The following is a 20,354-nucleotide window of genomic DNA, read 5'->3' as shown; positions in this document are numbered from 1 at the left end:
AGGCAATCAGGAGAGTGCCGTTTCTCGTTTGAGCAGTTGTTGTTTGCGCTCGACACCCCAGCGGTAGCCGCTGATGTCGCCGTCCCGGCGCACCACCCGATGACAAGGGATGGCCACGGCGATGTGGTTGGCCGCGCAGGCCATGGCCACCGCACGCACCGCCTTGGGCGCGCCTATGCGCTCGGCGAGGTCGGTGTAGCTGACCCGGCTGCCGGCCGGCACCTCGCGCAGGGCTTGCCACACCCGTTCCTGAAACGCTGTGCCTTGCACATCCAGTGGCAAGGCCAGGCCCAGCGCAGGGGCTTCGACGAAGCCCACTACCTCGGCGACCAACCGTTCGTAAGCACTGTCGCCGCCGACCAGGTGGGCCTTGGGAAACTGGTCCTGCAGGTCGCGCAGCAAGCCCTCGGGGTCGTCGCCCAGCAGGATCGCGCAAATGCCCTTCTCGCTCTGGGCCACCAGGATCGCGCCCAGAGAGCACTGGCCGAGGGCGAAGTGGATGGTTGCCCCGGCACCGCCGGCGCGGTATTGCCGCGGGCGCATGCCCAGGCGCTGGTCGGCGCTTTCGTAGAAACGGCTGTTGGAGTTGTAGCCAGCGTCATAGATGGCATCGGTGACAGAGCGCTGGCCATCTTCCAGATGCGCGCGCAGGCGCCGGGCACGGAAAGCAGTGGCATAGGCCTTGGGGGTGAGCCCGGTTTCGGCCTTGAACAGGCGGTGCAGGTGGAAAGGGCTGATGGCCAGTCGGGCGCTGAGTTGGTCGAGGCTGGGCGCAGGGTCGCTGGCTTCGATCAGCCGGCAGGCGCGGGTGACCAGCTGGCTGTGGCGCGTGGCGCTGGTGGTGGCGATGCAACGTTTGCAGGCGCGGTAGCCGGCGGCTTCGGCGGCGGCAGGGGTGTCGTAGAACTCGACGTTGGTTCGCTTGGCCAGGCGTGATTTGCAGGCGGGGTGGCAGTAGATACCGGTGGTGCGCACGGCGTAGACGAAGTGACCGGTGGCGGCGGTTTCGCGGGATGCTACGGCTTGCCAGCGTTGGTCGGGGGTGGTGTAGGAGCTCATGGGTAAATGTCCAGGTAGGTTGTTGCCTTTACCGGCCTCTTCGCGGGTAAACCCGCTCCCACAGGGAGCGTGTCGGTTTCGGATGTTGTGTCTGCCTTTGAGGCGGGTTCACCTACAACTTCCAGAAAGGTTGTTGGCTGTGCCGGCCTCTTCGCGGGCATGCCCGCTCCCACAGGGACCGTGTCGGTTTCGGATGTTGTGCCATGCCTTTGAGGCGGGTTCACCTACAACTTCCAGAAAGTTGTTGGCTGTACCGGCCCTTTCGCGGGCAAGCCCGCTCCCACAGGTACTGCATAGACTTTCAAGGCTGTGGAAGTCCCTGTGGGAGCGGGTTTACCCGCGAAAGGGCCGGCACAGGCAGTGCAAGACCTCAGGCCCGCCACAGGTACCAGGCCGCCACGGTGCGGTACGGTCGCCAACCTCCGCCCAGCGAACGCATTTGCGCCGGCGTCGGCGCCTTGTCCAGCCCCTTCAGCCGCCGGTACCCCTCGCGCACGCCAAAATCGTCGACCGGCAGAACATCCGAACGCGCCAGGCTGTAGATCAGCAACATCTCCACCGTCCACCGCCCTACCCCGCGCAATGCCACCAGCCGCTCGATCAACGCCTCGTCAGCCAGGGCCAGTGCCTCCTCCCGGCTCGGCACCAGGCCATCCAGCCGGCCTTGGGCAATACCCTGGATAGTCGCCATCTTGCTCGCGGAAAAACCACAGGCGCGCATGGCTTCCGGTGTAACCGCCAGCAACTGTTCCGGCCCAGGGAACTCGGCCTCCGGAAACAGCGCCAACAACCGCCCCAGAATTGCCTCGGCAGCGCGGGCATGCAGTTGCTGGTAGGCAATCGCCCGCACCAACACCTCGTAAGGTTCACGCCCCGGCGTGGCCTGGTGCAGGCAAGGCCCCGTCGCCGCGATATGCCGCGACCAGTCAGGGTCGAGCGCCGCCAGGTATTCGGTGGCCTCGCGGTACGCGTCAGGCGAAAGGTCGGCCAGGATCATGGCACCTCCATCAAGTCGATTGCAGGTCCAGCTTAGCGCAGCCGCTCATCGGGCAAACGCCGGTTCTTGCGCGGCTAATTCCTGGCATGCCATTGCTCCGCGCCATCGTCCCCGCATAGAATTGAGAACAATTCACAATCGCATATATCCACAGGACCGGGCCTTCGCCAAGATGCAGATCAACGACACGCTCAAGCCGACCGAGGTTGCTCTGCTCTACCAGGCCCACCACAGCTGGCTCAGCGGCTGGCTGCGCAGCCGGGTCGGCTGCAGCGAGCACGCCGCCGACCTGGCCCAGGATACCTTCGTGCGGCTGTTGCGGGCCCGCCAGCTGTCGCCGCTGAAGGAGCCACGCGCCTACCTCAGCAGCATCGCCCGTGGCCTGATGATCGACCAGTTCCGCCGCCGTGCGCTGGAACGGGCCTACCAGGAAAGCCTGGCTCACCTGCCCGAAGCCGAAGTACCCAGCGAAGAAGATCGACTGGTCATCCTCGATACCCTGGCGCGCCTCGACCGTGCCCTGCACCAACTGAAACCGCGTGCCCGCCAGGCATTCCTGCTGGCCCAGCTCGACGGTTTGAGCATCGTACAGATCGCCCTGCGCCTGGGTGTATCGCGGGCCACCGTCGAACGCGACCTGGCCAAGGCCCTGGGCGTCTGCTACCGGTTGCGCTATGCCGACGCCTGACAGCGCGCCCGCGCAGGCGCAGGTCGACCAGGCCATCGACTGGCTGGTGAAGTTGCGCTTCGACAGCCCCTGCCCGCGTACCGAGCAACAGTTCCAGCACTGGCTGGCCAGCCATCCGCACAATCCCTTGGCCTGGCAGCGGGTCAGCCACCTCGGTGACGAACTGGCCGGGCTGCCCAAGGCCTTGAGCCGGCGCACTCTGGATGGCAGCCAGCGCCAGCACATCAACCGCCGCGACCACCTCAAGTTGCTGGCCGTGCTGGCCGTGGGCGGCAGCCTGGGCTGGGCCGCGCGCGAACCGCTGGGCATACCCCAGCTGCTTGCCGACAGCAGTACTGCCACCGGCGAGCGCCGCCAACTGCAAGGCAGCGATGGCAGCCGCATCCAGCTCAATACCGCCAGCGCCATCGACCTGAGTTACAGCGCCGAGCAGCGCCGGCTGCAACTGGTGCGTGGCGAGGTGAGCCTGGACAGCAACCCCAACGACAACCGCCCGTTCCGCATCGACACCCGCGTCGGCCAACTGGCCACTCTCGACAGCCACCTGCTGCTGCGCGAGAACGACCTGGGCCTGTTGCTGGCGGTACGCCGGGGCGACGTCACGCTGTTCCCCTCCTCGGCCTCGCCACGCCGGGTGCTGCCAGGCGAAACCTTGCAGGTGTGGGCCAACGGCAGCTTCCAGGCGGTGACGCTGCACAGCGACCCCTGGGGCTGGACCGACGGCGTGCTCAGCGTGCAGCAAATGCCGCTGGGCGAGTTCATCGCCGAAGTGGCGCGCTACCGCCCGGGCCTGCTGCGCTGCGCCCCGGAAGTGGCAGAGCTGAAGGTATCCGGTACCTACCAGCTGGCCGACACCGGGCAGATCCTGCAACTGCTCACCCGCAGCCTGCCGGTGCGGGTCGACTACCGCACGCGTTATTGGGTGAGCATCGGTGCGGCCTGAAAAATTTTCGAAAATAAATGAGGTGGAATCTCATTCTCGTCCGGCCTGAAGGAACAAAACCCGAAAAGTGGTCTTCACAACCTTCAGGAGCGCTTCATGATTGCCCCGTGTTCCCCTCGCAACGACAGGCTGCGCCGTGCCGTACGCGCGGCCGTGTTCGGCCTTGGCCTGGCAGCTGGCGGTGCCTTCCCGGCCATGGCCCAGGCTGCAGTGGCCAGCCAGAGCCAGCAGACCGACTGGAACATCCCGCCCGGCCCGCTGGCTCCGGCGCTGGACCAGTTGGCCCGCCAGGGCGGCCTGAGCCTGTCGTTCGACGCGAACAGCCTGCAGGGCAAGACCACCCGCGGCGTACAGGGCCGACATGACGGTGCAGGGGCGCTATCGATCCTGTTGCAGGGCAGCAACGTGCAGGTCCAGCAGGAAAGTGCAACCAGCTTCCTGCTGATGCCGGCGCTGGATGTGGGAAACGCCCTTGAGCTGGGCGCTACCAGTATTTCCAGCGACCGCCTGGGCGAAACCACCGAGCACACCGGCTCCTACACTACCGGTGAAGTGATCATCGGCAAGATGCCGCAAACCCTGCGCCACACCCCGCAATCGGTAAGCGTGGTAACCCGCCAGCGCATCGATGACCAGAACATCACCAACCTGACCAACCTGCTGGAGCAGACACCCGGCGTGGTGGTCAACTACACCGACAGCGAGCGGGTGCAGTACTACTCGCGTGGCTTTGCCATCGACGCCATCCAGTACGACGGCGCCACCGTGGTGCAGAGCAGCGGTGGCGGTTCGTTCATCCAGACCGACTCGGCGTTCATCGACCGCGCTGAAGTGCTGCGTGGCGCCACCGGCATGCTGCGTGGCGCCGGCAACCCGTCGGGCACGGTGAACCTGGTGCGCAAGCGCCCGACCCATGACTTCCAGGCTACGGGCAGCGTGACCCTGGGCTCGTGGAATGCACAGCGCTACGTGGCCGATATCTCCGGCCCGCTGACCGAAACCGGCAACGTACGCGGGCGGGTGATCGCCGTGCATGACGACCGCGACCTGTTCCAGGACTCGCGCATGGAGCGCAAGGAGGCGTTCGGCGGCTCGCTGGCCTTCGACCTGGACGACAGCACCACGCTGACCACCGGTGTCGAATGGACCAAGCTCGACGCCACCGGAGCCTGGGGCAACCTGCCCGCCGACGCCAGCGGCGCCCCCCTGCCTTTCGGACGCAGCACCTACCTGGGCGCCGACTGGAACCGCTGGGACCGCAGCAACCTGAACACCTTTGCCGAACTGGAACACCGCTTCGACAACGACTGGACCCTGAAGCTGATGGCCCTGCGTACCCACTTCGAGCTGGACGACCATGGCTTCAAGCAAACCTACATGGAGCGCGCACCGGCCAACCTGAACCCCACCGGCAACCCGTACCTGATGCAATACCAGGTTACCGAAGGCGACGGCGGCGAGAGCCTGCAGAACAACCTGAGCGCCACCCTCAACGGCCCGTTCGACCTGTTTGGCCGCACCCACGAGCTGATGGTCGGCGTCGAACGGATTCGCAACGACTCCTACGCTTCGGCCACCAACCGGGTAATTTCCGGGCTGTACGACATCCGCTACTGGGACCCGAAAACCAGCCTGCCCGAGCCAGACATCGACATCACCGCACACCCGGTGCGCACCCGTACCACCCAGCAAGCGGCGCATGCCACCTGGCGCATCTCGCTGGCCGAACCGCTGACCGCGATCATCGGCGCACGGGCCAACTGGTATGACTACGAGCAGGAAAACAACACCGGTGCCAACGGCAAGTTCAGCGTCGACGAGAAGATCGTGCCGTATGCGGCGCTTATCTACGACCTGGATGACCACTTCAGCGTGTATGCCAGCTACACCGAGATATTCAGCCCGCAGACAGTGGTGGACAAGAACAACTCGGTGCTCGACCCGATCATCGGCGAAGCCTACGAAACGGGTATCAAGGGCGAGTTCTACGATGGCCGGCTGAACACCAGCCTGGCGTTTTTCCGTATCAACCAGGTCGGTACGCCGGTGGATGACCTGTCCACGCCAATCGGCTGCAACGGCACCACCGGCCGCTGCAAGATCGCCTCGGGCAAGAGCCGCAGCGAGGGCATCGACCTGGAGATTTCCGGCGAAGTGCTGCCGGGCTGGCAGGTTACCGGTGGCTACACCTACAACACCACCGAGTACCTGAAGAACTCGGCAGCCACCAATGGCAACGCGATCCGCACCACCGACCCGGAGCACATGCTGCGGCTGTTCACCAGCTACCGCCTGCCGGGCAGGCTGGACGCCTGGACCATTGGCGGCGGCGTACAGGCGCAGAGCGACATCTATTCCGAAAGCGGCACGGCGAAGGCGACCCAGGCGGGGTATGCGGTATACAACGGCATGCTCGGGTATCGCATCAACCACAACTACTCAGTGCAACTGAACGCCAACAACATCTTCGACAAGAAGTACTACCGGCAGATCGGCACCACGGCGACGGGGTACTACTGGGGGGAGCCGCGCAATGTGTCGGTGACCTTGCGCGGGAGTTTCTGACAGGCATTTGCCTGACCGGCTGGCACCATTCCTGTAGGAGCGGCCTTGTGTCGCGATAGGGCCGCAAAGCGGCCCCCGGGCCTCAGCAGCGCCGCAGATATCGCCGGGGCTGCCTTGCAGCCCTATCGCGACACAAGGCCGCTCCTACAGGGACCGTGCAGCCCTGGAGGACCTCAGTCCACCACCGCCCGCAACCGCCCAGCGCGCCGGTACGACTGCCGGGCAAAGCACACGAACAACCCGGCCATCAGCGCCAGCGCGATGGGCAGACCATGCGGCGCCACATCCATCGCCGCACCGCTGACCAGCGGCCCGACCAGGCTACCCACACCCCACAGCAAGCCCACGCTGGCATTGGCGGTAACCAGGTCCTGCCCCTTGAAGCGCTGCCCGATCAGCACCAGCGCCAGGGTATAGATGCCTCCTGCCACAGCGCCCAGCAGCACCAGCAGCGGCCACAGCAACCAGGTCAGGTTCAGCAGCCAGGGCAGGCCGATCCCGATCGCCATCGCCAGCAGCCCGCACACCAGGTGCAGCCCGGTGCGCTCCACCCGGTCGGCCAGCCAGCCAAGCGGCAACTGGAACAACATGTCACCGGCGAACACCACGGTCACCATCAGTGCCGCCACGCCCACGGCAAAGCCATGGCTGGTGGCATACACCGGCAGCAGCGACAGCACCACGGCATCGAAGAACGAGAAGAACAGCACCGCCACGCACAACGCCGGCGCCACACGGAAGAAACCAGCCAGGCCGAAGCTCTTTTCACCCTCTTCATGTTCCACATGGTCGTTGGGCACGGTCAGCACAATGCACAGCAGCGCCAGGCCATAACAGGCGGTGACCACACCGGTGATCCACGGGCTGTTGGCGCCCAGCACTGCCAGCATGGCCGGGCCGAGCACCTGGAAGCCGGTGAAGCTGGTGGCGTACAGGGCCATGATCTTGCCGCGGTTGTGCTCCGGGCACAGCTCGTTGACCCACGACTCGCCGAGGATGATGGCAATACCCATGCCCAGCCCCAGGCCCAGGCGCAGCAGCGCCAGCAGCCACAGCGAGCCGAACGCCGACTCGAGCAAGCCGATGCTGAGCATGCACAGGCTGAAGCACAGCAGGTAGATGGTGCGCCGGGTGAGGTGGCGACAGCAGGCGTCGACCAGGAACGCCGAGAGCATCATGCCCGCAGCGGGTATGGCCGAGATGATGCCGATTTCCAGGGTGCTCGCACCGGCTTCATGCAGGCGCAACGACACCAGCGGCAGGCTGGCCCCCAGACTGAAACCCACGACCGAAACGGCGAACAACAAGCCCGCCAGCAAACGCATGTTCATGTACCACTCCTTGCAAACCGAAAAGACGTGCAGACACAGGCGCGCACGCCAGGGCGGCGAGCGACGCGAAAGCGCAGATCAGTTCAGGCGAGGTGTGGCGAGAAGGTGAAGGCAAACAGCACGCTGCGGCGACGCTTGAGCACCGTGTCGCTCGGCCACGCACGACGCAGGGCCTGGAAGGCAGGCTGGCGGGCGTTTGGCAGGGACTGGGTACGGCACATTGCTTTGACTACTACGCAGGTGGTTGGGGAAAGGCGGACTCTAGGCCACCGCAGGTTGGCTCGTCAATTGCCCAGGGGGCCTCTACGAGGCCCTTTCGCGACACAAGGCCGCTCCTACAACAGTACGCGGTCCCCTGTGGGAGCGGCCTTGTGTCGCGATGGGCTGCAAGCAGCCCCGGCAATATCAACGCTTGCCGGTACTCGGCAAGAACACCGCCAACAACCCGAACAACGGCAGGAACGAACACACCTCGTACACGTACTCGATGCCACGCATGTCCGCTACATATCCCAGCAAGGCCGCACCGATGCCACCAAAGCCAAACATCAGCCCGAAGAAGATCCCGGCAATCATGCCCACGCTGCCCGGCACCAGCTCCTGCGCATACACCACGATCGCGGAAAACGCCGAGGCCAGGATAAAGCCGATCACCACGCTCAACACGGTGGTCCAGAACAGGTCGGCATACGGCAATACCAAGGTAAACGGCGCCACGCCAAGGATCGAGAACCAGATCACGGCCTTGCGCCCGATGCGGTCACCGATCGGCCCGCCAAAGAAGGTTCCCGCCGCCACCGCACCGAGGAACAGGAACAGGTGCAGCTGCGAGCTGGCCACCGACACGTCGAACTTCTCGATCAGGTAAAAGGTGAAGTAGCTGGTAAAGCTGGCCATGTAGAAGTACTTGGAGAACACCAGCAGGCCCAGCACGATCAGCGCCGCAACCACCCGCCCACGGGAAATGCCATGGGTCGCCTGCACTGCCTTGCGCGCCTTGGCCTGGTTGAGGTGCTCCTTGTACCAGCCACGCAGCATCAGGGTGACGCCGAGGAAGAACAGCGCAGCCAGGCCGAACCAGGCCACGTGGCTCTGGCCGAACGGAATGACAATGGCCGCCGCCAGCAGTGGGCCCAGGGCAGAGCCGGTGTTGCCGCCGACCTGGAAGGTTGACTGGGCCAGGCCAAAACGCCCGCCCGAGGCCAGGCGCGCAATACGCGAGGTTTCCGGGTGGAAGGTCGACGAGCCGATCCCCACCAGCGCCGATGCCAGCAGAATCATGGGGAAGCTGCCGACGAAGGCCAGCATCACGATACCCACCAGGGTACACAGGGTGCCCAGCGGCAGCAGGTTCGGTGCCGGTCGGCGATCGGTGAAGAAGCCGACCCACGGCTGCAGCAGCGAGGCAGTGATCTGGAAGGTCAGCGTGATCATGCCGATCTGGGCGAAACTCAGGTCGTAGTTGGCCTTGAGCATCGGGTAGATCGCCGGCAGCACCGACTGGATCAGGTCATTGATCAGGTGCGCCAAGGCGCAAAAGCCGATGATGCGCATCACCAGCGGCGTGGCTTGGCTCGCCGCCGCACCGGTGGGCGCCGTAGAGGCGCTACTGATAGCCATGTGCCTGAATCTCCATCCGTAGTTTGGGATCCGATTATCGGGAAACGAATAGATACATAGCTACCTTTTTTAATTCTCTGCGGCAGCGTACTTGTAAATGGTTCTCAATATTATTAGCATCTTCGGCTCGATACCCTGCAATCATTGGGCGAAACAACCCTTACAGCGAGCAGACCGAACTCATGAGCCCGATGCCTGCTCGCCCCCGTCCACGACAGATCACTACGCGCGCCAGCCATTTGAGCAAATGGCTGGCGCTACTGTTCCTGTTGGGGCTGGGCACCGCCGTCTACCTGTACTGGCCGCTGATGCAGCGTCTGGGCAGCCAACTGCACACCGATACAGGCGAACGCCGCAGTGTCCGCCTGGCCGATGGCACCACTCTGCACCTGGGCAGCGCCAGCGCGATGAACGCTGACCTGCGCGGGCGCACGCGCCAGCTGCACCTGGTGCAGGGCCGGGTGTACCTTGAAGTGACGCTCGACGGCCGAGCCATGGAGGTGGCGGTGGGCGACGCGCGCATCCAGGTGCTCGGTACCCGCCTGCAGGTCGCCCGCCATGCCGGCCATGACGAACTGGTAGTGCTCAGTGGCAAGGCCCTGGTTAACCAGGGTGCCGAACAGCGCATGATATCGGCGGGCGAGCGGGTAACCTTCGATGGCGCGCGTATCGGCCCGGTACAGAAAGCCGACCTCAAGGCCGCCGATGGCTGGCGTACGGGCAGCTGAAAGCCGGCGACATGCCGTTGGGCAAGGCAACGGCCCGGGCTTGGCCGCTAAGTTTTTGAAAGCGTGCAAATTTTTTTTGAAATGAGTGTTGACAGGGGGGCCGTTCAAGAGAATAATGCGCGCCATCGGCTACATAGCTCAGTTGGTTAGAGCATAGCATTCATAATGCTGGGGTCCGGGGTTCAAGTCCCTGTGTAGCCACCAAACAAGACGAAGGGCTTACCGCAAGGTAAGCCCTTTTTCTTTGCCTGCGAAAAACTCCCCACAGGCCTGCCCCCTTCCCGCACAGGGCATTCGATCCCCGGCTCAACGCATGCCGGTCACCGCCACGGCCAGCCCCAACCCGATCAGTGCCAGGCCGATTACCCGGTCCACCAGCCCTTGCCGCTCGATCATCGCCTTGCGCAATGCCGTACTGGAGAAGAACACCGCCACCAGGCTGAACCACAGCCAGTGGGCAACGGACATGAAAGCGCCGTAGGCAAAATCCAGCGCCAGCGAGCTGCCAGGTTGCACCACTTGGGTGAAGGCGCTGATGACGAACAGCATGGTCTTTGGGTTGAGGGCGTTGGTCAGAAAGCCCGTGCGCAATGCCTGCGTTACGCTGGCGGCTGATGATGCGGCAACCCCGTCGAGGCTGATGCGTCGGGTGTTGGTCAGTGACTGGTAGCCCAGGTAGACCAGATAACCCGCGCCCAGCACTTTCATGCCCAGGAACAGGGTCGGGCTCTGGCTGATGATCACCGCGATGCCCAGCACCGTGTACAGGACATGCACCTGCACTCCCAGGGCAATGCCCACGGCAGCAGCCAGCCCGGCCTTGCGACCCTGTGCATAACTGCTGCGGGTGACCATGGCGAAGTCGGCACCGGGGCTGATGACGGCGAGCAAGGTGAACAGGGCGACGGCGATGATTTCGGTCATGCTGGTGGCTCTCGATAGGCGATGGAAATGCACAGACCAGGTAATTATCGAGAGCTTATGGACAGGGGAAAATCGATTTATAGTGGGGCAAATCTGATAGCTTTACTCACAGATATATAGAACCTGTGCCGGCCTCTTCGCGGGTAAACCCGCTCCCACAGGGACTTCACCAAACCTGAGGGTTGCGTATCACCTGTGGGAGCGGGTTTACCCGCGAAAAGGCCTGCAAAGGCACAAAGGGATGCTATGAAACTGCCCCCACTCAACGCCTTCCGCTACTTCGACATCGCCGCCGCAACCGAGAGCTTCGTGCGCGCCGCCGAGCATCTGCATGTCACCCATGGTGCAGTCAGCCGCCAGGTGCGCCTGCTTGAAGAAAGCCTTGGTGTGGAGTTGTTCGAGCGCCGCAACCGGGCCATTTTCCTCACCCCTGCCGGGCGTGCCTTGCAAGGCACCACCCAGGCGATCTTCGAGCAGCTCGAAGGCGCCGTGCAGCGCTTGCAGCAACAGGCCCGCGACAACGTGCTGGTGCTGTCTTGCGAGCCGACAATCGCCATGCGCTGGCTGATCCCGCGCCTGCCCCGCTTCCATGCCATCCATCCCGACCTGCAGTTGCACCTGGTGGCCGCAGGCGGGCCACTGGATTTCGCCCGCAGTGGTGTCGACCTGGCAATACGCCGCGATGACTTCCACTGGGACGAGCAGCTGTACAACCAGAAGATCTGCGACGAATGGATCGGCCCGGTCTGCCGCCCCACCGCCCCCATCCAACTCGAAGGCCAACGCCTGCTGCACAGCGCCACTCGCCCCGGCGCCTGGCCCAACTGGCTGCGCCTGAGCGGCCAGCAGGCCCGGCACACCGAGCGCAGCGACTACGAGCATTTCTACCTGTCGATCCAGGCCGCAAGCGCCGGCCTGGGCCTGGCCATGGCCTCAGCCCTCATGGTGCGCGACGAGCTCGACAACGGGCAGCTGCAGGCGCCGTTCGGCTTTGTGCGTGACGGCTCGGCCTATCACCTGCTCAGCCCCCAGCCACTGGAAGACAACGGCAAGCGCCAGCGCTTCGCCACGTGGGTGACGGGCGAATGCAGGAGCTGCCTGGCTCATCTGGGCTTGATACAGAACGACGAACCCGCACGGCCGTCACCGCCCCAGGTACGGTAACCCGCCGTATCCACATGTATACGCCCGGACGGATAGCGCCCCAGGCCCATGTTCCAGGCCTGGCCATACTGCTGCCAGAAACGGCACAGCGGGTTGGGGTCCGCCCAGTCGGGTAGCAGGATATCGACGGCGAACGCCCGGGTATGCGCGCTGTTGGCCGCCCCGCCGGCGCAGACGTTCAGCCGTGGGTCGCGATAGGCCGAAACCACCTCGAACTGGCGCAGGATGCCTTGCTCGTCGAGCGTCTTGATCAGCGAGAGCGTTGACCGCACTTGCGGCCAGTTGCTGGCAGGTGGCACGGCGAAGGGGGACGCGCGGCACAGCTTCCAGTCCGAAGCCGAACGCAGCAACTGATGGATCGGCACCACGCCATACAGGCGGGCATCCACCAGCATCTCGCGAAACGGCCGGGTCTGATGGTCCCCAGCCCATTGCGCGAACAACCACAGGTCGCGTTCGTCGGCGTGGGCAGTGGCCGCTACCAGAAGGCCTGCCGCCAGAAGCAGTCTTTTCATCCTTCACCCATCCCTGCACATGGAACATAGGCTGCCACGCCGCCTTACGGCAACTGTCCTACTGAAAACCCAAACGCTTGCACGATCCCTGTGGGAGCGGGTTCACCCGCGAACACCGGCAAAGCCGGTGCCATGCACCGCGTCGCCTTCTTCGCGGGTGAACCCGCTCCCACAGGGTCTGTGCCAGGCTTGCAAACGTCACTACTCCAACGCCCGCAACCGGTACTGCGGCGGCAGTTGGGCGAAGCCGCTGATGGTGGTGTCCAGGCTTTTCCACCGGCCATCCTTGATGCCATAGATGCAGCCATGCACCGACAGTTCCTGGCCACGGTGCCAGGCGTTCTGCACGATGCTGGTATGGGCCACGTTGGCCACCTGCTGGATGACGTTCAGTTCGCACAGGCGGTCGACCCTCGCCTCTTCGTTGTCCAGCTTGGCCAGCTCGGTGCGCTTTTCGTAATACAGGTCGCGGATCGAGCGTAGCCAGCCATCGATCAGGCCCAGCTGGCGGTCCTGCATGGCGGCGCGCACGCCACCGCAACCGTAGTGGCCGGTAACCAGGATGTGCCGCACTTTCAATACCTCCACCGCGTACTGGATCACCGACAGGCAGTTGAGGTCGGTGTGCAGCACCACATTGGCAACGTTGCGGTGGACGAACAGATCACCCGGTAGCATGCCGACGATTTCGTTGGCCGGCACGCGGGCGTCGGAACAGCCGATCCAGAGGAACTCCGGAGTCTGCTGGCGGGCCAGCTTGGCGAAGAAGTCGGGGTCGCGCTGGTTGATCGCGTCGGCCCAGCGGGCGTTGTTGTCGATCAGTTCCTGCAGGTCATGCATGGTCGTTGCCTCATCAGGGTTTGCCTGCATGACTCCAGCCCCTGCAAGGTCAGTCCTCGAACAGGGTGCAGGCCATCACCAGGGCGTCTTCACGGCCGCCGGCAACCGGGTAGTAGTCGCGGCGGCGGCCGATTTCATTGAAACCGTAGCGCTCGTACAAACGATAGGCCGACTGGTTGCTTGCGCGCACTTCCAGGAAGCACTCGCGGCCATTGAGCTGGTAGGCCCGTGCCATCAGGTGCTCGAGCAGGCGCAGGCCCAGGCCGCGGCCCTGGTTTTCCGGCTTGACGGTGATGTTGAGCAGGTGCGCCTCGTCGATGATCACGTTGATCACGCCATGGCCCACCTGCTGCTGGCCGTCGAACATCAGCCAGACTTCGTACGATTTGAGTGCATCCTGAAAGATCCCGCGGGTCCAGGGATGACTGAACGCGGCATATTCGATCTTAAGTACGGCATCCAGATCCGCCTCGGTCATCGGGCGGAAGCTGATCGAGTCACTCATTCAACGCTCTTCCAGCGCGCCATCAGCTGGCGCATGGCTTTCCAGACGTCCGCCTTGCGCTGCGGCTCGTCCATCAACAGTTCAAGGCCCGGCAAGGCCCAGGCTTCGCCAAGGCCCTCGAGCTTCAGGGTTTGGTAATAGGCCTCGCCGTCGGCATTGGCGGCAAAGCGCAGAGCCGGCACGCCGATCAGCCACAGGCAGCTGCACGGCGCCTCTTCCAGGCGCGCCTGAACAAAGCCCTGGACGAAATCGCGCGCGGCCTCCGGGCCCTGGTCCATGTTGCCGCGCACCAGCAGCGGCCAGCGCACCGGTTCGCCGATGATCTGCGGGGCGTCGGGCAGCCCGGCGGCGCGCAGCATGTCCTTGAGCAGCAGATAGGACGGGTCGCGGCTCTGAAATGGTTGGCCGGTGGCCAGCTCCACCAGCAGCAGGCAGCTGCCGGCGCGCAGCAACTGCAACGAGAAGCGCGGGGGCGGTACCGGGGCCGGGCGCGGTGGCGCGGCCTGCTCCTCGGACTCGACTGGTTTGGCGGCCGGTTTTGGCGCACTGCCCGGGCGCGGAATCTCGATTTTTGGCCGCTCGCCGGAGCGAGCCTGGGGGGCGGCTGGTGCCTCGGTAGCCGCCGGTGCGGGCCTGACGTCGAAATCGAGGTCCTCGACCGGCGCCACCGGCAACAGCAGCTCGGGCCGCGACGGTGCGGCGAACGGCAGCTCGGCGCGCGGCAGCCAGTGCACCACTTGCATGGCGGAAAGGTAGGCGCGGCGACGGGGTTCGGTGAGCAAGAGCGGGTATCCGAGGGGTGGAGACAGTGGGGCATTCTAACGCTGTTGGCATTCGAGTGCCGCAACTGGTCGGCGGATTTTTGTTGCCTGTACCGGCCTCTTCGCGGGCACGCCCGCTCCCACAGGTACTGCACACAGTCTGAAATGTGCGCAGTGCCTGTGGGAGCGGGTTCACCCGCGAAGAGGCCAGTGAATCCCCTGCAAGTATCAAGGTTATCGCTCATTACAGACCAAGGGGTGAAAACCTCCCCCCCGGATGCAGTACAATCGCCCCCTTTTTCTTGGCAACGAGTCGAAGCCAATGATCGAACCCAAGCGCGTCCTGCGCGCCCTAGCCGAACACTGGGCCCTGATCGAGCCGCTGTGCGAGCGTTTCGACCAGGGCACCCTGAGCCTGGTCGAATTGCGTCAGCATGTGGGCCGCCAGCAGGTCGAGAGCACCCCGCAGGACATCACCCAGCTGCTCGACGTGTGGATCCGTCTGGATATCCTGGTCCCGGTGGCCAAGAGCCCGAACCGTTTCGAGCTCAACGCGCAGATCCATGACTTCCTCGCCTACCTGCGCCGCGAACACCGGCTGGGCCTGTGCCTGGAGATCGAAGCCTACCTGCGCCACCTGGAACGCCTGGCCGGGCATATCCAGGACGCCTTCGACAACCGCGACAGCGACGACCTGGCACGCCAGCTGCGCCTGCTCGACATGCGTGTGCGCGATGTACTGAAGAAGCTCGACAATGACGAGCAGGCACTGGTGGCCGTGGCCGAGCGGGCCAAGACCAGCAACCGCCAGATCCCGCTGCGCCAGCGCTATGCCGAAGTACTGGCGACCTGGGACGAGTACGTCGAGCCGATGATCCAGCTGGTCAACGCCGACGGCGCCTTCGAACAGGGCGTGCGCAAAGTCGAGACCGTGCTGCTGAAGCTGCTGGGCGAACAGGCGCGCCTGGGCCACCTGGTCGACGACGACATGCTGCTGCGGACCCACGCGCGCATCCTGGAAATGCAGACCAGCGCCCAGCTGACCCTGCGTCACGCCCGCGAACTGCTGCTGCCGCTGCGTGAGGAAGCCCGCCGGCACAACGCCGTGACCCGTGGCGCCGCGCTGGCCCTGTCGGTGATCCGGCGCAAGGGCATCGACGCCGTACCGCAAGCGGCCATGCCGATGTTCACCCGCCCGCAAAGCACCTTCCTCGGCAGCGCCAGCCAGGTGGAAGCCTATGTCTACGCCCTGGCCCGCTTCGAGCCCAAGCCGGCGCGTTTCCCCAAGGCCCACAAGACCCAGTCCGGCGCCCTGCCCCGTGCACCGCGCACGGTCAAGGAAATGGCCGAACGCTGCGAACAGGCCCTGCCGCTGCCCGACCTGATGGTCTGGCTGCTGGAGCAGGAACCCGAAGGCGCCACCGACGAGCTGCTGTACTGGTTCTCGCGCCTGTCGCGGGAAAAGCGCTTCAAGCGCGAACGCCTCGACCGCCGCGAGTACATCACCCAGGAACACCTGGTCAGCCTGCGCTCGTTCGCCCTGACCTCCAGCCGCGAAGACGCCGCCAGCGCGCCTACCGAATCCAACGCGAGCCCAGCCCATGCATCTTGATCTTTCCGAACTGTCCCAGCTCGCGCCGATCTTCCGCGAGCTGTTCAAAGGCTTCCACGTCAGCCGCCGCGACCCCGAGCTGTATGCTCAGCTGTCGAACTTCCAGGACCAGTACCGCACCCTGTTCAAGGCTCTGGGCTTCGAACTGGTGTGCGATACCCGTGGCTTCTACTACTTCGTGCCGGACATGGCCGCCGCGCAGGTCAACAAGACCGCGCAGCGCCTGTCGCTGTTCACCTTCATCCTGGTCGAACACCTGGCCGACCAGGGCCGCGACCCGATGGCCGTGCTCGATGGCGGCAGCATCGGCCGTGACGAACTGCCCTCGCTGCTGGACAAGTACCGCGACCTGTTCCTGCAGGCCGAAGTGCAGACCGTGGACGAGCTGGAAGAAAAAATCCTGCGCCGCATGACCCAGCTCGGCTTCGCCTTCGAGGAAGGCGGCATCTACCGCTTCCTGCCGCCGATGCACCGGTTCCTCGATGTGTGCCTGGCGGTGCAGCAGGACCGCGACCTGGCGGCCACCCTGCACAGCGACCTGCCGCTGCCGACCCCGGTGCTGGTCGAGGAAGAAAGCCCCGAAGAACTCAACCGCACCGACGACCCGCTCGACCTCAGCCCCTTCGAGGGCGAGGAAAGCGAAGAGGAAGCCCTGGCCCGGGCGATCCGCGAAGAGCAACAGGAGATTGACGCATGAGCCAGGAACGCTACGGCATCCGCCGCTTCGCACTGCTCAACACCGCCGGCTACAGCCTTGGCCTGTTCCCGCTGGAGCACCCACTGTCGGTATACGGTGCCAACAACCTGGGTAAATCGGCGTCGATCAACGCCCTGCAGTTCCCGATCCTGGCGCGCATGTCGGACATGAGCTTCGGCAAGTACAGCCTCGAGCAGTCGCGCCGCTTCTACTTCGCCAGCGACACCTCGTACATTCTCTGCGAACTGAGCCTGCCCCACGGCCCGCACGTCATCGGCGTGGTCGGCCGCGGCCCGGGCGGCGGTTTCGGCCACCAGTTCTTTGCCTACAAGGGCGAACTGGACCTGGCCCACTACCAGAAGAACGACACCTGCCTGCGCCAGAAAGAGCTGTTCACCAACCTCGAGCGCCTGGGGATCAAGGCCTACGAGCTGAAGCCGGATGAACTGCGCCGGCTGCTGGTCGGCGGCCACACCTCGGTGCCGCTGGACCTGACCATGATCCCGCTGCGCTCGACCAGCGAGCAAAGCCTGAAAACCTTCCGCGCGCTGTTCATCAACCTGCTGCACATGCGCGAAATCACCGCCGCCAAGCTCAAGCAGCTGTTCCTCGACGCCTTCGAGCACAGCCTGCGCTCCGGCAGCGTCGACTACATCGCCGCCTGCGAGGAAGCCTTCCGCGACGTGCGCCGCATGGAGCAGGACTACAACGCCCTGGTCGCCGCCGGCCCGCTGGTCGAGGCCCTGGCCGGTGGCGTGGCCCAGCGCGACATCCTGCGCGGCAAGCTGCACCGCATTTCGCCAGTGCTCGACACCCTGCTGGGCACCTGGCAGGAATACGCCATGGCGCGCAAGGAAGAGCTGGTGATCCAGGCCGAGCACTACCGTGGCGAGCAGGACCGCCTGCAGAACGACCAGCGCGGCGGCACCCAGGAACTGATGCGCCTGGAGCGTGAAATCACCGGTATCCAGCGCTGGCTGGGCGAGCTGTCGGTGCTCAAGCACCGCTTCGCCCTGGTCGATGACGTCAAGGTGCTGGAGCAGCAACTGCTGGCGGCCAAGGACGCCCACGACGAGTTGGCCGGTGCCCTGGCCCAGTCGCGGCAGTTCAGCGCCGAAGACCTCGACGAGCGCGTACGCGACCTGGAAAAACGCCTGAAGCAGGTCAAGCAACAGCTCGACCACGCCGACAACAACAGCTACGCCCGCCTGCGCGAAGAGTTCTCGCAGCAGGACGTCGACCGCCTGATGCGCCTGTTCAACGGCGCGCTGTTCAGCCTGCCGCTGGGTGACCGCGGCATCGAACTGGACGACAGCGACCTGTGGGTAAAATCGCTGGAGGCGGTGCTCGACGGCTTCAAGGGCGAACGCTTCGAAGCCCCGGGGCTGTCCATCGACCTGTCGCACATCGACCCACCAGCACTGCAGGCCCTGGCCGACCGTGCTGCCCTGCGTGACCAGAAAGAGCGCCTGGAAAAGGAGCTCAAGCAGCTCAAGACCCAGCAAGCCGTGGCCGCCGACCGCTCCGCCTCCAAGGCGCAGACCGAAACCCTGTACCAGGAAGTACTGGACGCGCAAAAAGCGCTGGAAGACTTCCGCCGCAGCGAAACCCTGGCCGCCGAAGAGCCCGAGAAGCTGGAACAGCTGTCGCAGCTCGAAGCCGCCCAGGACGAACTCAAGCGCTCCAGCGACGCCTTCACCGAACGTGTCCAGCAACTGTCGGCCAAGCTGCAGCTGGTCGGTAGGCAGATCGGCGACCTCGAGGCCAAGCAGCGCACCCTGGAAGACGCTCTGCGCCGTCGCCAGCTGTTGCCGGCCGACCTGCCCTACGGCACGCCGTACATGGAAGCCGTCGACGACTCGATGGACAACCTGCTGCCACTGCTCAACGACTACCAGGACAGCTGGCAGGGCCTGCAGCGGGTGGACAACCAGATCGAGGCGCTGTACGCCCAGGTGCGCCTGAAAGGCGTGGCCAAGTTCGACAGCGAAGACGACATGGAGCGCCGCCTGCAACTGCTGGTGAATGCCTATGCGCACCGCACCGACGAAGCCCTGACCCTGGCCAAGGCCCGCCGCGCGGCGGTCACCGACATCGCCCGGACCCTGCGTAACATCCGCAGCGACTACGACAGCCTCGAGCACCAGCTGGCCCTGTTCAACCGCGAGATCAACAAGCGCCAGGTATCCAACCTGGAGAGCTTCCGCGTGGTGCTGGCGCCGAACAAGGAAGCGCTCAAGCACATCGACCAGATCATCCACAGCGCTGGTCAGTACGAAGAAGGCGAAACCCTGTCGGTATTCGACCTGACCCAGAGCGCCGAGCAGGACAACAAGAACGAAGAGGCCAAGGAATACCTGGCACGGCTGGTGGCGGCCAACCACAACCAGCTGGGCCTGAAGGACCTGTTCGAGCTGGCGTTCGAGATCACCAAGGTCAACGGCCAGCCGGTGATCCATGCCGACATCGACGGCGCGGCATCCAACGGCACCACCATGACCATCAAGGCGCTGACCAACATGTACCTGTTGCTGCACCTGATGGACCGCGACCTGGCCGGGCGCATTCGCCTGCCGTACTACCTGGACGAAGCGGCGGACATCGACGAACGCAACCAGGCTGCGCTGCTGGAAACCAGCCTGCAGCTGGGCTTCGTGCCGATTCTGGCGAGCGTGAAGCCGCAGGTTTCGGCGCGCGTGGCGATCGACCTGGAAGGTGGCAGCGGGCCGAATGGCATCTACATCGACGAAGCGGACTGGAAGTTCATCAGCCGTCGGGATGAAGTGAAGGCTGTTGTGCGAGAGGATCAGGCCGAAGAATTGGCCTGATATCGGGGTAATGGGGCCGCTTTGCGGCCCTATCGCGACACAAGGCCGCTCCTACAGGGATTCGCGTTCCCTGTAGGAGCGGCCTTGTGTCGCGATGGAGGCCAAAGGCCTCCCGGCGATCTGTCAGGCGATCAATGCGCCCAAGGCAGGATCGGAATCGCTGTCACCGCATTCTGCGGGCTACCTTCGACGATGCGGTCGCTGTACACCAGGTACACCAAGGTATTGCGCTTCTTGTCGAGGAAGCGCACCACCTGCATGGTCTTGAACACCAGCGAGGTGCGTTCCTTGAACACTTCCTCGCCATCCTTCAGCTCACCCCTGAAACTGATCGGCCCGACCTGACGACAGGCAATCGATGCCTCCGCCCGGTCCTCCGCCAGCCCCAACCCACCCTTCACGCCGCCCGTCTTGGCCCGCGACAGGTAGCAGGTCACGCCCTCGACCTTGGGGTCGTCGAACGCCTCGACCACAATACGATCATTCGGCCCGAGGAACTTGAACACGGTGGACACCTGGCCGATTTCCTCGGCCCCGGCCAGCATCGGCAACGCCAGTGCCGCCACGGCAATCATCC

At 64.6% G+C, this 20,354-nt stretch carries 18 protein-coding genes, 1 tRNA gene and 1 pseudogene; 9 read left to right on the top strand and 11 right to left on the bottom strand.

Annotated elements, in window-relative coordinates; all coding sequences use genetic code 11:
- Positions 1–6: 6 nt before the first annotated feature.
- Positions 7–1,059 (bottom strand): bifunctional DNA-binding transcriptional regulator/O6-methylguanine-DNA methyltransferase Ada, encoded by a 1,053-nt coding sequence (gene ada / locus RIN61_RS15485; RefSeq protein WP_112251959.1) that lies wholly within the window; start codon positions 1,057–1,059, stop codon positions 7–9.
- A 370-nt stretch (positions 1,060–1,429) separates the two neighbouring features.
- Positions 1,430–2,056 (bottom strand): DNA-3-methyladenine glycosylase family protein, encoded by a 627-nt coding sequence (locus RIN61_RS15480; protein WP_313852702.1) that lies wholly within the window; start codon positions 2,054–2,056, stop codon positions 1,430–1,432.
- Positions 2,057–2,228: 172 nt separating this feature from the next.
- Here RIN61_RS15480 and RIN61_RS15475 point away from each other — a divergent pair, with 172 nt between their 5' ends.
- The 3 genes from RIN61_RS15475 (at position 2,229) to RIN61_RS15465 (ending at position 6,252) form a co-directional block, all read left to right on the top strand.
- On the top strand, positions 2,229–2,744 hold the full coding sequence (locus tag RIN61_RS15475; protein WP_112251957.1) for a sigma-70 family RNA polymerase sigma factor: 516 nt from the start codon (positions 2,229–2,231) through the stop codon (positions 2,742–2,744).
- On the top strand, positions 2,731–3,687 hold the full coding sequence (locus RIN61_RS15470; protein WP_313852700.1) for a FecR domain-containing protein: 957 nt from the start codon (positions 2,731–2,733) through the stop codon (positions 3,685–3,687). The genes RIN61_RS15475 and RIN61_RS15470 overlap by 14 nt, the downstream gene beginning before the upstream one ends.
- Positions 3,688–3,783: 96 nt before the next feature.
- The gene (locus tag RIN61_RS15465; RefSeq protein ID WP_313852698.1) at positions 3,784–6,252 is read left to right on the top strand and encodes a TonB-dependent siderophore receptor; all 2,469 of its coding nucleotides are present in this window, start codon (positions 3,784–3,786) and stop codon (positions 6,250–6,252) included.
- A 173-nt stretch (positions 6,253–6,425) separates the two neighbouring features.
- Here RIN61_RS15465 and RIN61_RS15460 read toward each other — a convergent pair whose 3' ends face one another.
- The 3 genes from RIN61_RS15460 to RIN61_RS15450 form a co-directional block, all read right to left on the bottom strand.
- Positions 6,426–7,583: an MFS transporter gene (locus RIN61_RS15460; RefSeq protein ID WP_112251954.1), complete on the bottom strand. Its 1,158-nt coding sequence runs from the start codon at positions 7,581–7,583 to the stop codon at positions 6,426–6,428.
- A gap of 83 nt (positions 7,584–7,666) precedes the next feature.
- Positions 7,667–7,804, bottom strand: a complete 138-nt coding sequence (locus RIN61_RS15455; RefSeq protein WP_166674214.1) for a hypothetical protein — start codon at positions 7,802–7,804, stop codon at positions 7,667–7,669.
- Between the two features lie 184 nt (positions 7,805–7,988).
- Entirely contained in the window at positions 7,989–9,203 is a 1,215-nt protein-coding gene (locus RIN61_RS15450) for an MFS transporter (protein ID WP_112251953.1), read from the bottom strand.
- Positions 9,204–9,385: 182 nt separating this feature from the next.
- Here RIN61_RS15450 and RIN61_RS15445 point away from each other — a divergent pair.
- Together RIN61_RS15445 and RIN61_RS15440 are read left to right on the top strand one after the other, a co-directional pair.
- Positions 9,386–9,969, top strand: a pseudogene (locus tag RIN61_RS15445) (FecR family protein); the annotation flags it as partial.
- Positions 9,970–10,058: 89 nt separating this feature from the next.
- Positions 10,059–10,135: transfer RNA gene (locus RIN61_RS15440), tRNA-Met, on the top strand.
- A 102-nt stretch (positions 10,136–10,237) separates the two neighbouring features.
- Here the strand turns inward: RIN61_RS15440 and RIN61_RS15435 are convergent.
- A complete protein-coding gene (locus tag RIN61_RS15435) occupies positions 10,238–10,855 on the bottom strand; it encodes a LysE family translocator (protein WP_112251951.1) in 618 nt (205 codons plus the stop codon).
- A 246-nt stretch (positions 10,856–11,101) separates the two neighbouring features.
- Between RIN61_RS15435 and RIN61_RS15430 the strand changes: the two genes are divergently transcribed.
- Complete coding sequence (locus tag RIN61_RS15430) at positions 11,102–12,019, top strand: LysR substrate-binding domain-containing protein (protein ID WP_207878440.1); 918 nt, start codon at positions 11,102–11,104, stop codon at positions 12,017–12,019.
- On the opposite strand, the gene RIN61_RS15425 is transcribed toward RIN61_RS15430, so the two are convergent.
- From RIN61_RS15425 to RIN61_RS15410, 4 genes are all read right to left on the bottom strand, one after another.
- Positions 11,959–12,534: a D-Ala-D-Ala carboxypeptidase family metallohydrolase gene (locus tag RIN61_RS15425; RefSeq protein WP_112251949.1), complete on the bottom strand. Its 576-nt coding sequence runs from the start codon at positions 12,532–12,534 to the stop codon at positions 11,959–11,961. The genes RIN61_RS15430 and RIN61_RS15425 overlap by 61 nt on opposite strands.
- A gap of 201 nt (positions 12,535–12,735) precedes the next feature.
- Positions 12,736–13,374, bottom strand: coding sequence for a carbonate dehydratase (gene can, locus RIN61_RS15420; RefSeq protein ID WP_112251948.1), 639 nt, complete (start codon positions 13,372–13,374; stop codon positions 12,736–12,738).
- Positions 13,375–13,423: 49 nt separating this feature from the next.
- A complete protein-coding gene (gene rimI, locus RIN61_RS15415; protein WP_112251947.1) occupies positions 13,424–13,879 on the bottom strand; it encodes a ribosomal protein S18-alanine N-acetyltransferase in 456 nt (151 codons plus the stop codon).
- Entirely contained in the window at positions 13,876–14,661 is a 786-nt protein-coding gene (locus RIN61_RS15410) for an energy transducer TonB (RefSeq protein ID WP_207878436.1), read from the bottom strand. The genes rimI and RIN61_RS15410 overlap by 4 nt, the downstream gene beginning before the upstream one ends.
- A 301-nt stretch (positions 14,662–14,962) precedes the next feature.
- Between RIN61_RS15410 and mksB the strand changes: the two genes are divergently transcribed.
- From mksB to mksF, 3 genes are read left to right on the top strand one after another with little or no spacing between them, the layout of a single operon-like run.
- Complete coding sequence (gene mksB, locus RIN61_RS15405; RefSeq protein ID WP_112251945.1) at positions 14,963–16,252, top strand: Mks condensin complex protein MksB; 1,290 nt, start codon at positions 14,963–14,965, stop codon at positions 16,250–16,252.
- Positions 16,242–16,949 carry an Mks condensin complex protein MksE gene (mksE, locus tag RIN61_RS15400; RefSeq protein WP_112251944.1) on the top strand — a complete coding sequence of 236 codons (708 nt, stop codon included), beginning with the start codon at positions 16,242–16,244 and terminating at the stop codon, positions 16,947–16,949. Before mksB ends, mksE begins: the two co-directional genes overlap by 11 nt.
- Positions 16,946–19,777 carry an Mks condensin complex protein MksF gene (mksF, locus tag RIN61_RS15395; protein ID WP_112251943.1) on the top strand — a complete coding sequence of 944 codons (2,832 nt, stop codon included), beginning with the start codon at positions 16,946–16,948 and terminating at the stop codon, positions 19,775–19,777. Before mksE ends, mksF begins: the two co-directional genes overlap by 4 nt.
- A gap of 131 nt (positions 19,778–19,908) precedes the next feature.
- On the opposite strand, the gene RIN61_RS15390 is transcribed toward mksF, so the two are convergent.
- A complete protein-coding gene (locus tag RIN61_RS15390) occupies positions 19,909–20,352 on the bottom strand; it encodes a CreA family protein (protein ID WP_313857617.1) in 444 nt (147 codons plus the stop codon).
- Between the last annotated feature and the right edge of the window lie 2 nt (positions 20,353–20,354).

The sequence above is a fragment of the Pseudomonas inefficax genome (genome assembly GCF_032164165.1).
Lineage (GTDB): Bacteria > Pseudomonadota > Gammaproteobacteria > Pseudomonadales > Pseudomonadaceae > Aquipseudomonas > Aquipseudomonas inefficax.
The sequence above is the reverse complement of the archived record's forward strand: the minus strand, read 5'-3'. Positions and strand labels throughout refer to the sequence as shown.

Bases quoted from the DNA above. Each gene is read 5' to 3' on its own strand.
- ada (WP_112251959.1), bottom strand. From the start codon at position 1,059: ATGAGCTCCTACACCACCCCCGACCAACGCTGGCAAGCCGTAGCATCC.
- RIN61_RS15450 (WP_112251953.1), bottom strand. From the start codon at position 9,203: ATGGCTATCAGTAGCGCCTCTACGGCGCCCACCGGTGCGGCGGCGAGC.
- RIN61_RS15475 (WP_112251957.1), top strand. From the start codon at position 2,229: ATGCAGATCAACGACACGCTCAAGCCGACCGAGGTTGCTCTGCTCTAC.
- RIN61_RS15470 (WP_313852700.1), top strand. From the start codon at position 2,731: ATGCCGACGCCTGACAGCGCGCCCGCGCAGGCGCAGGTCGACCAGGCC.
- can (WP_112251948.1), bottom strand. From the start codon at position 13,374: ATGCATGACCTGCAGGAACTGATCGACAACAACGCCCGCTGGGCCGAC.
- RIN61_RS15425 (WP_112251949.1), bottom strand. From the start codon at position 12,534: ATGAAAAGACTGCTTCTGGCGGCAGGCCTTCTGGTAGCGGCCACTGCC.
- RIN61_RS15460 (WP_112251954.1), bottom strand. From the start codon at position 7,583: ATGAACATGCGTTTGCTGGCGGGCTTGTTGTTCGCCGTTTCGGTCGTG.
- RIN61_RS15465 (WP_313852698.1), top strand. From the start codon at position 3,784: ATGATTGCCCCGTGTTCCCCTCGCAACGACAGGCTGCGCCGTGCCGTA.
- RIN61_RS15480 (WP_313852702.1), bottom strand. From the start codon at position 2,056: ATGATCCTGGCCGACCTTTCGCCTGACGCGTACCGCGAGGCCACCGAA.
- RIN61_RS15455 (WP_166674214.1), bottom strand. From the start codon at position 7,804: ATGTGCCGTACCCAGTCCCTGCCAAACGCCCGCCAGCCTGCCTTCCAG.
- rimI (WP_112251947.1), bottom strand. From the start codon at position 13,879: ATGAGTGACTCGATCAGCTTCCGCCCGATGACCGAGGCGGATCTGGAT.
- mksE (WP_112251944.1), top strand. From the start codon at position 16,242: ATGCATCTTGATCTTTCCGAACTGTCCCAGCTCGCGCCGATCTTCCGC.
- mksB (WP_112251945.1), top strand. From the start codon at position 14,963: ATGATCGAACCCAAGCGCGTCCTGCGCGCCCTAGCCGAACACTGGGCC.
- RIN61_RS15430 (WP_207878440.1), top strand. From the start codon at position 11,102: ATGAAACTGCCCCCACTCAACGCCTTCCGCTACTTCGACATCGCCGCC.
- mksF (WP_112251943.1), top strand. From the start codon at position 16,946: ATGAGCCAGGAACGCTACGGCATCCGCCGCTTCGCACTGCTCAACACC.
- RIN61_RS15435 (WP_112251951.1), bottom strand. From the start codon at position 10,855: ATGACCGAAATCATCGCCGTCGCCCTGTTCACCTTGCTCGCCGTCATC.
- RIN61_RS15390 (WP_313857617.1), bottom strand. From the start codon at position 20,352: ATGATTGCCGTGGCGGCACTGGCGTTGCCGATGCTGGCCGGGGCCGAG.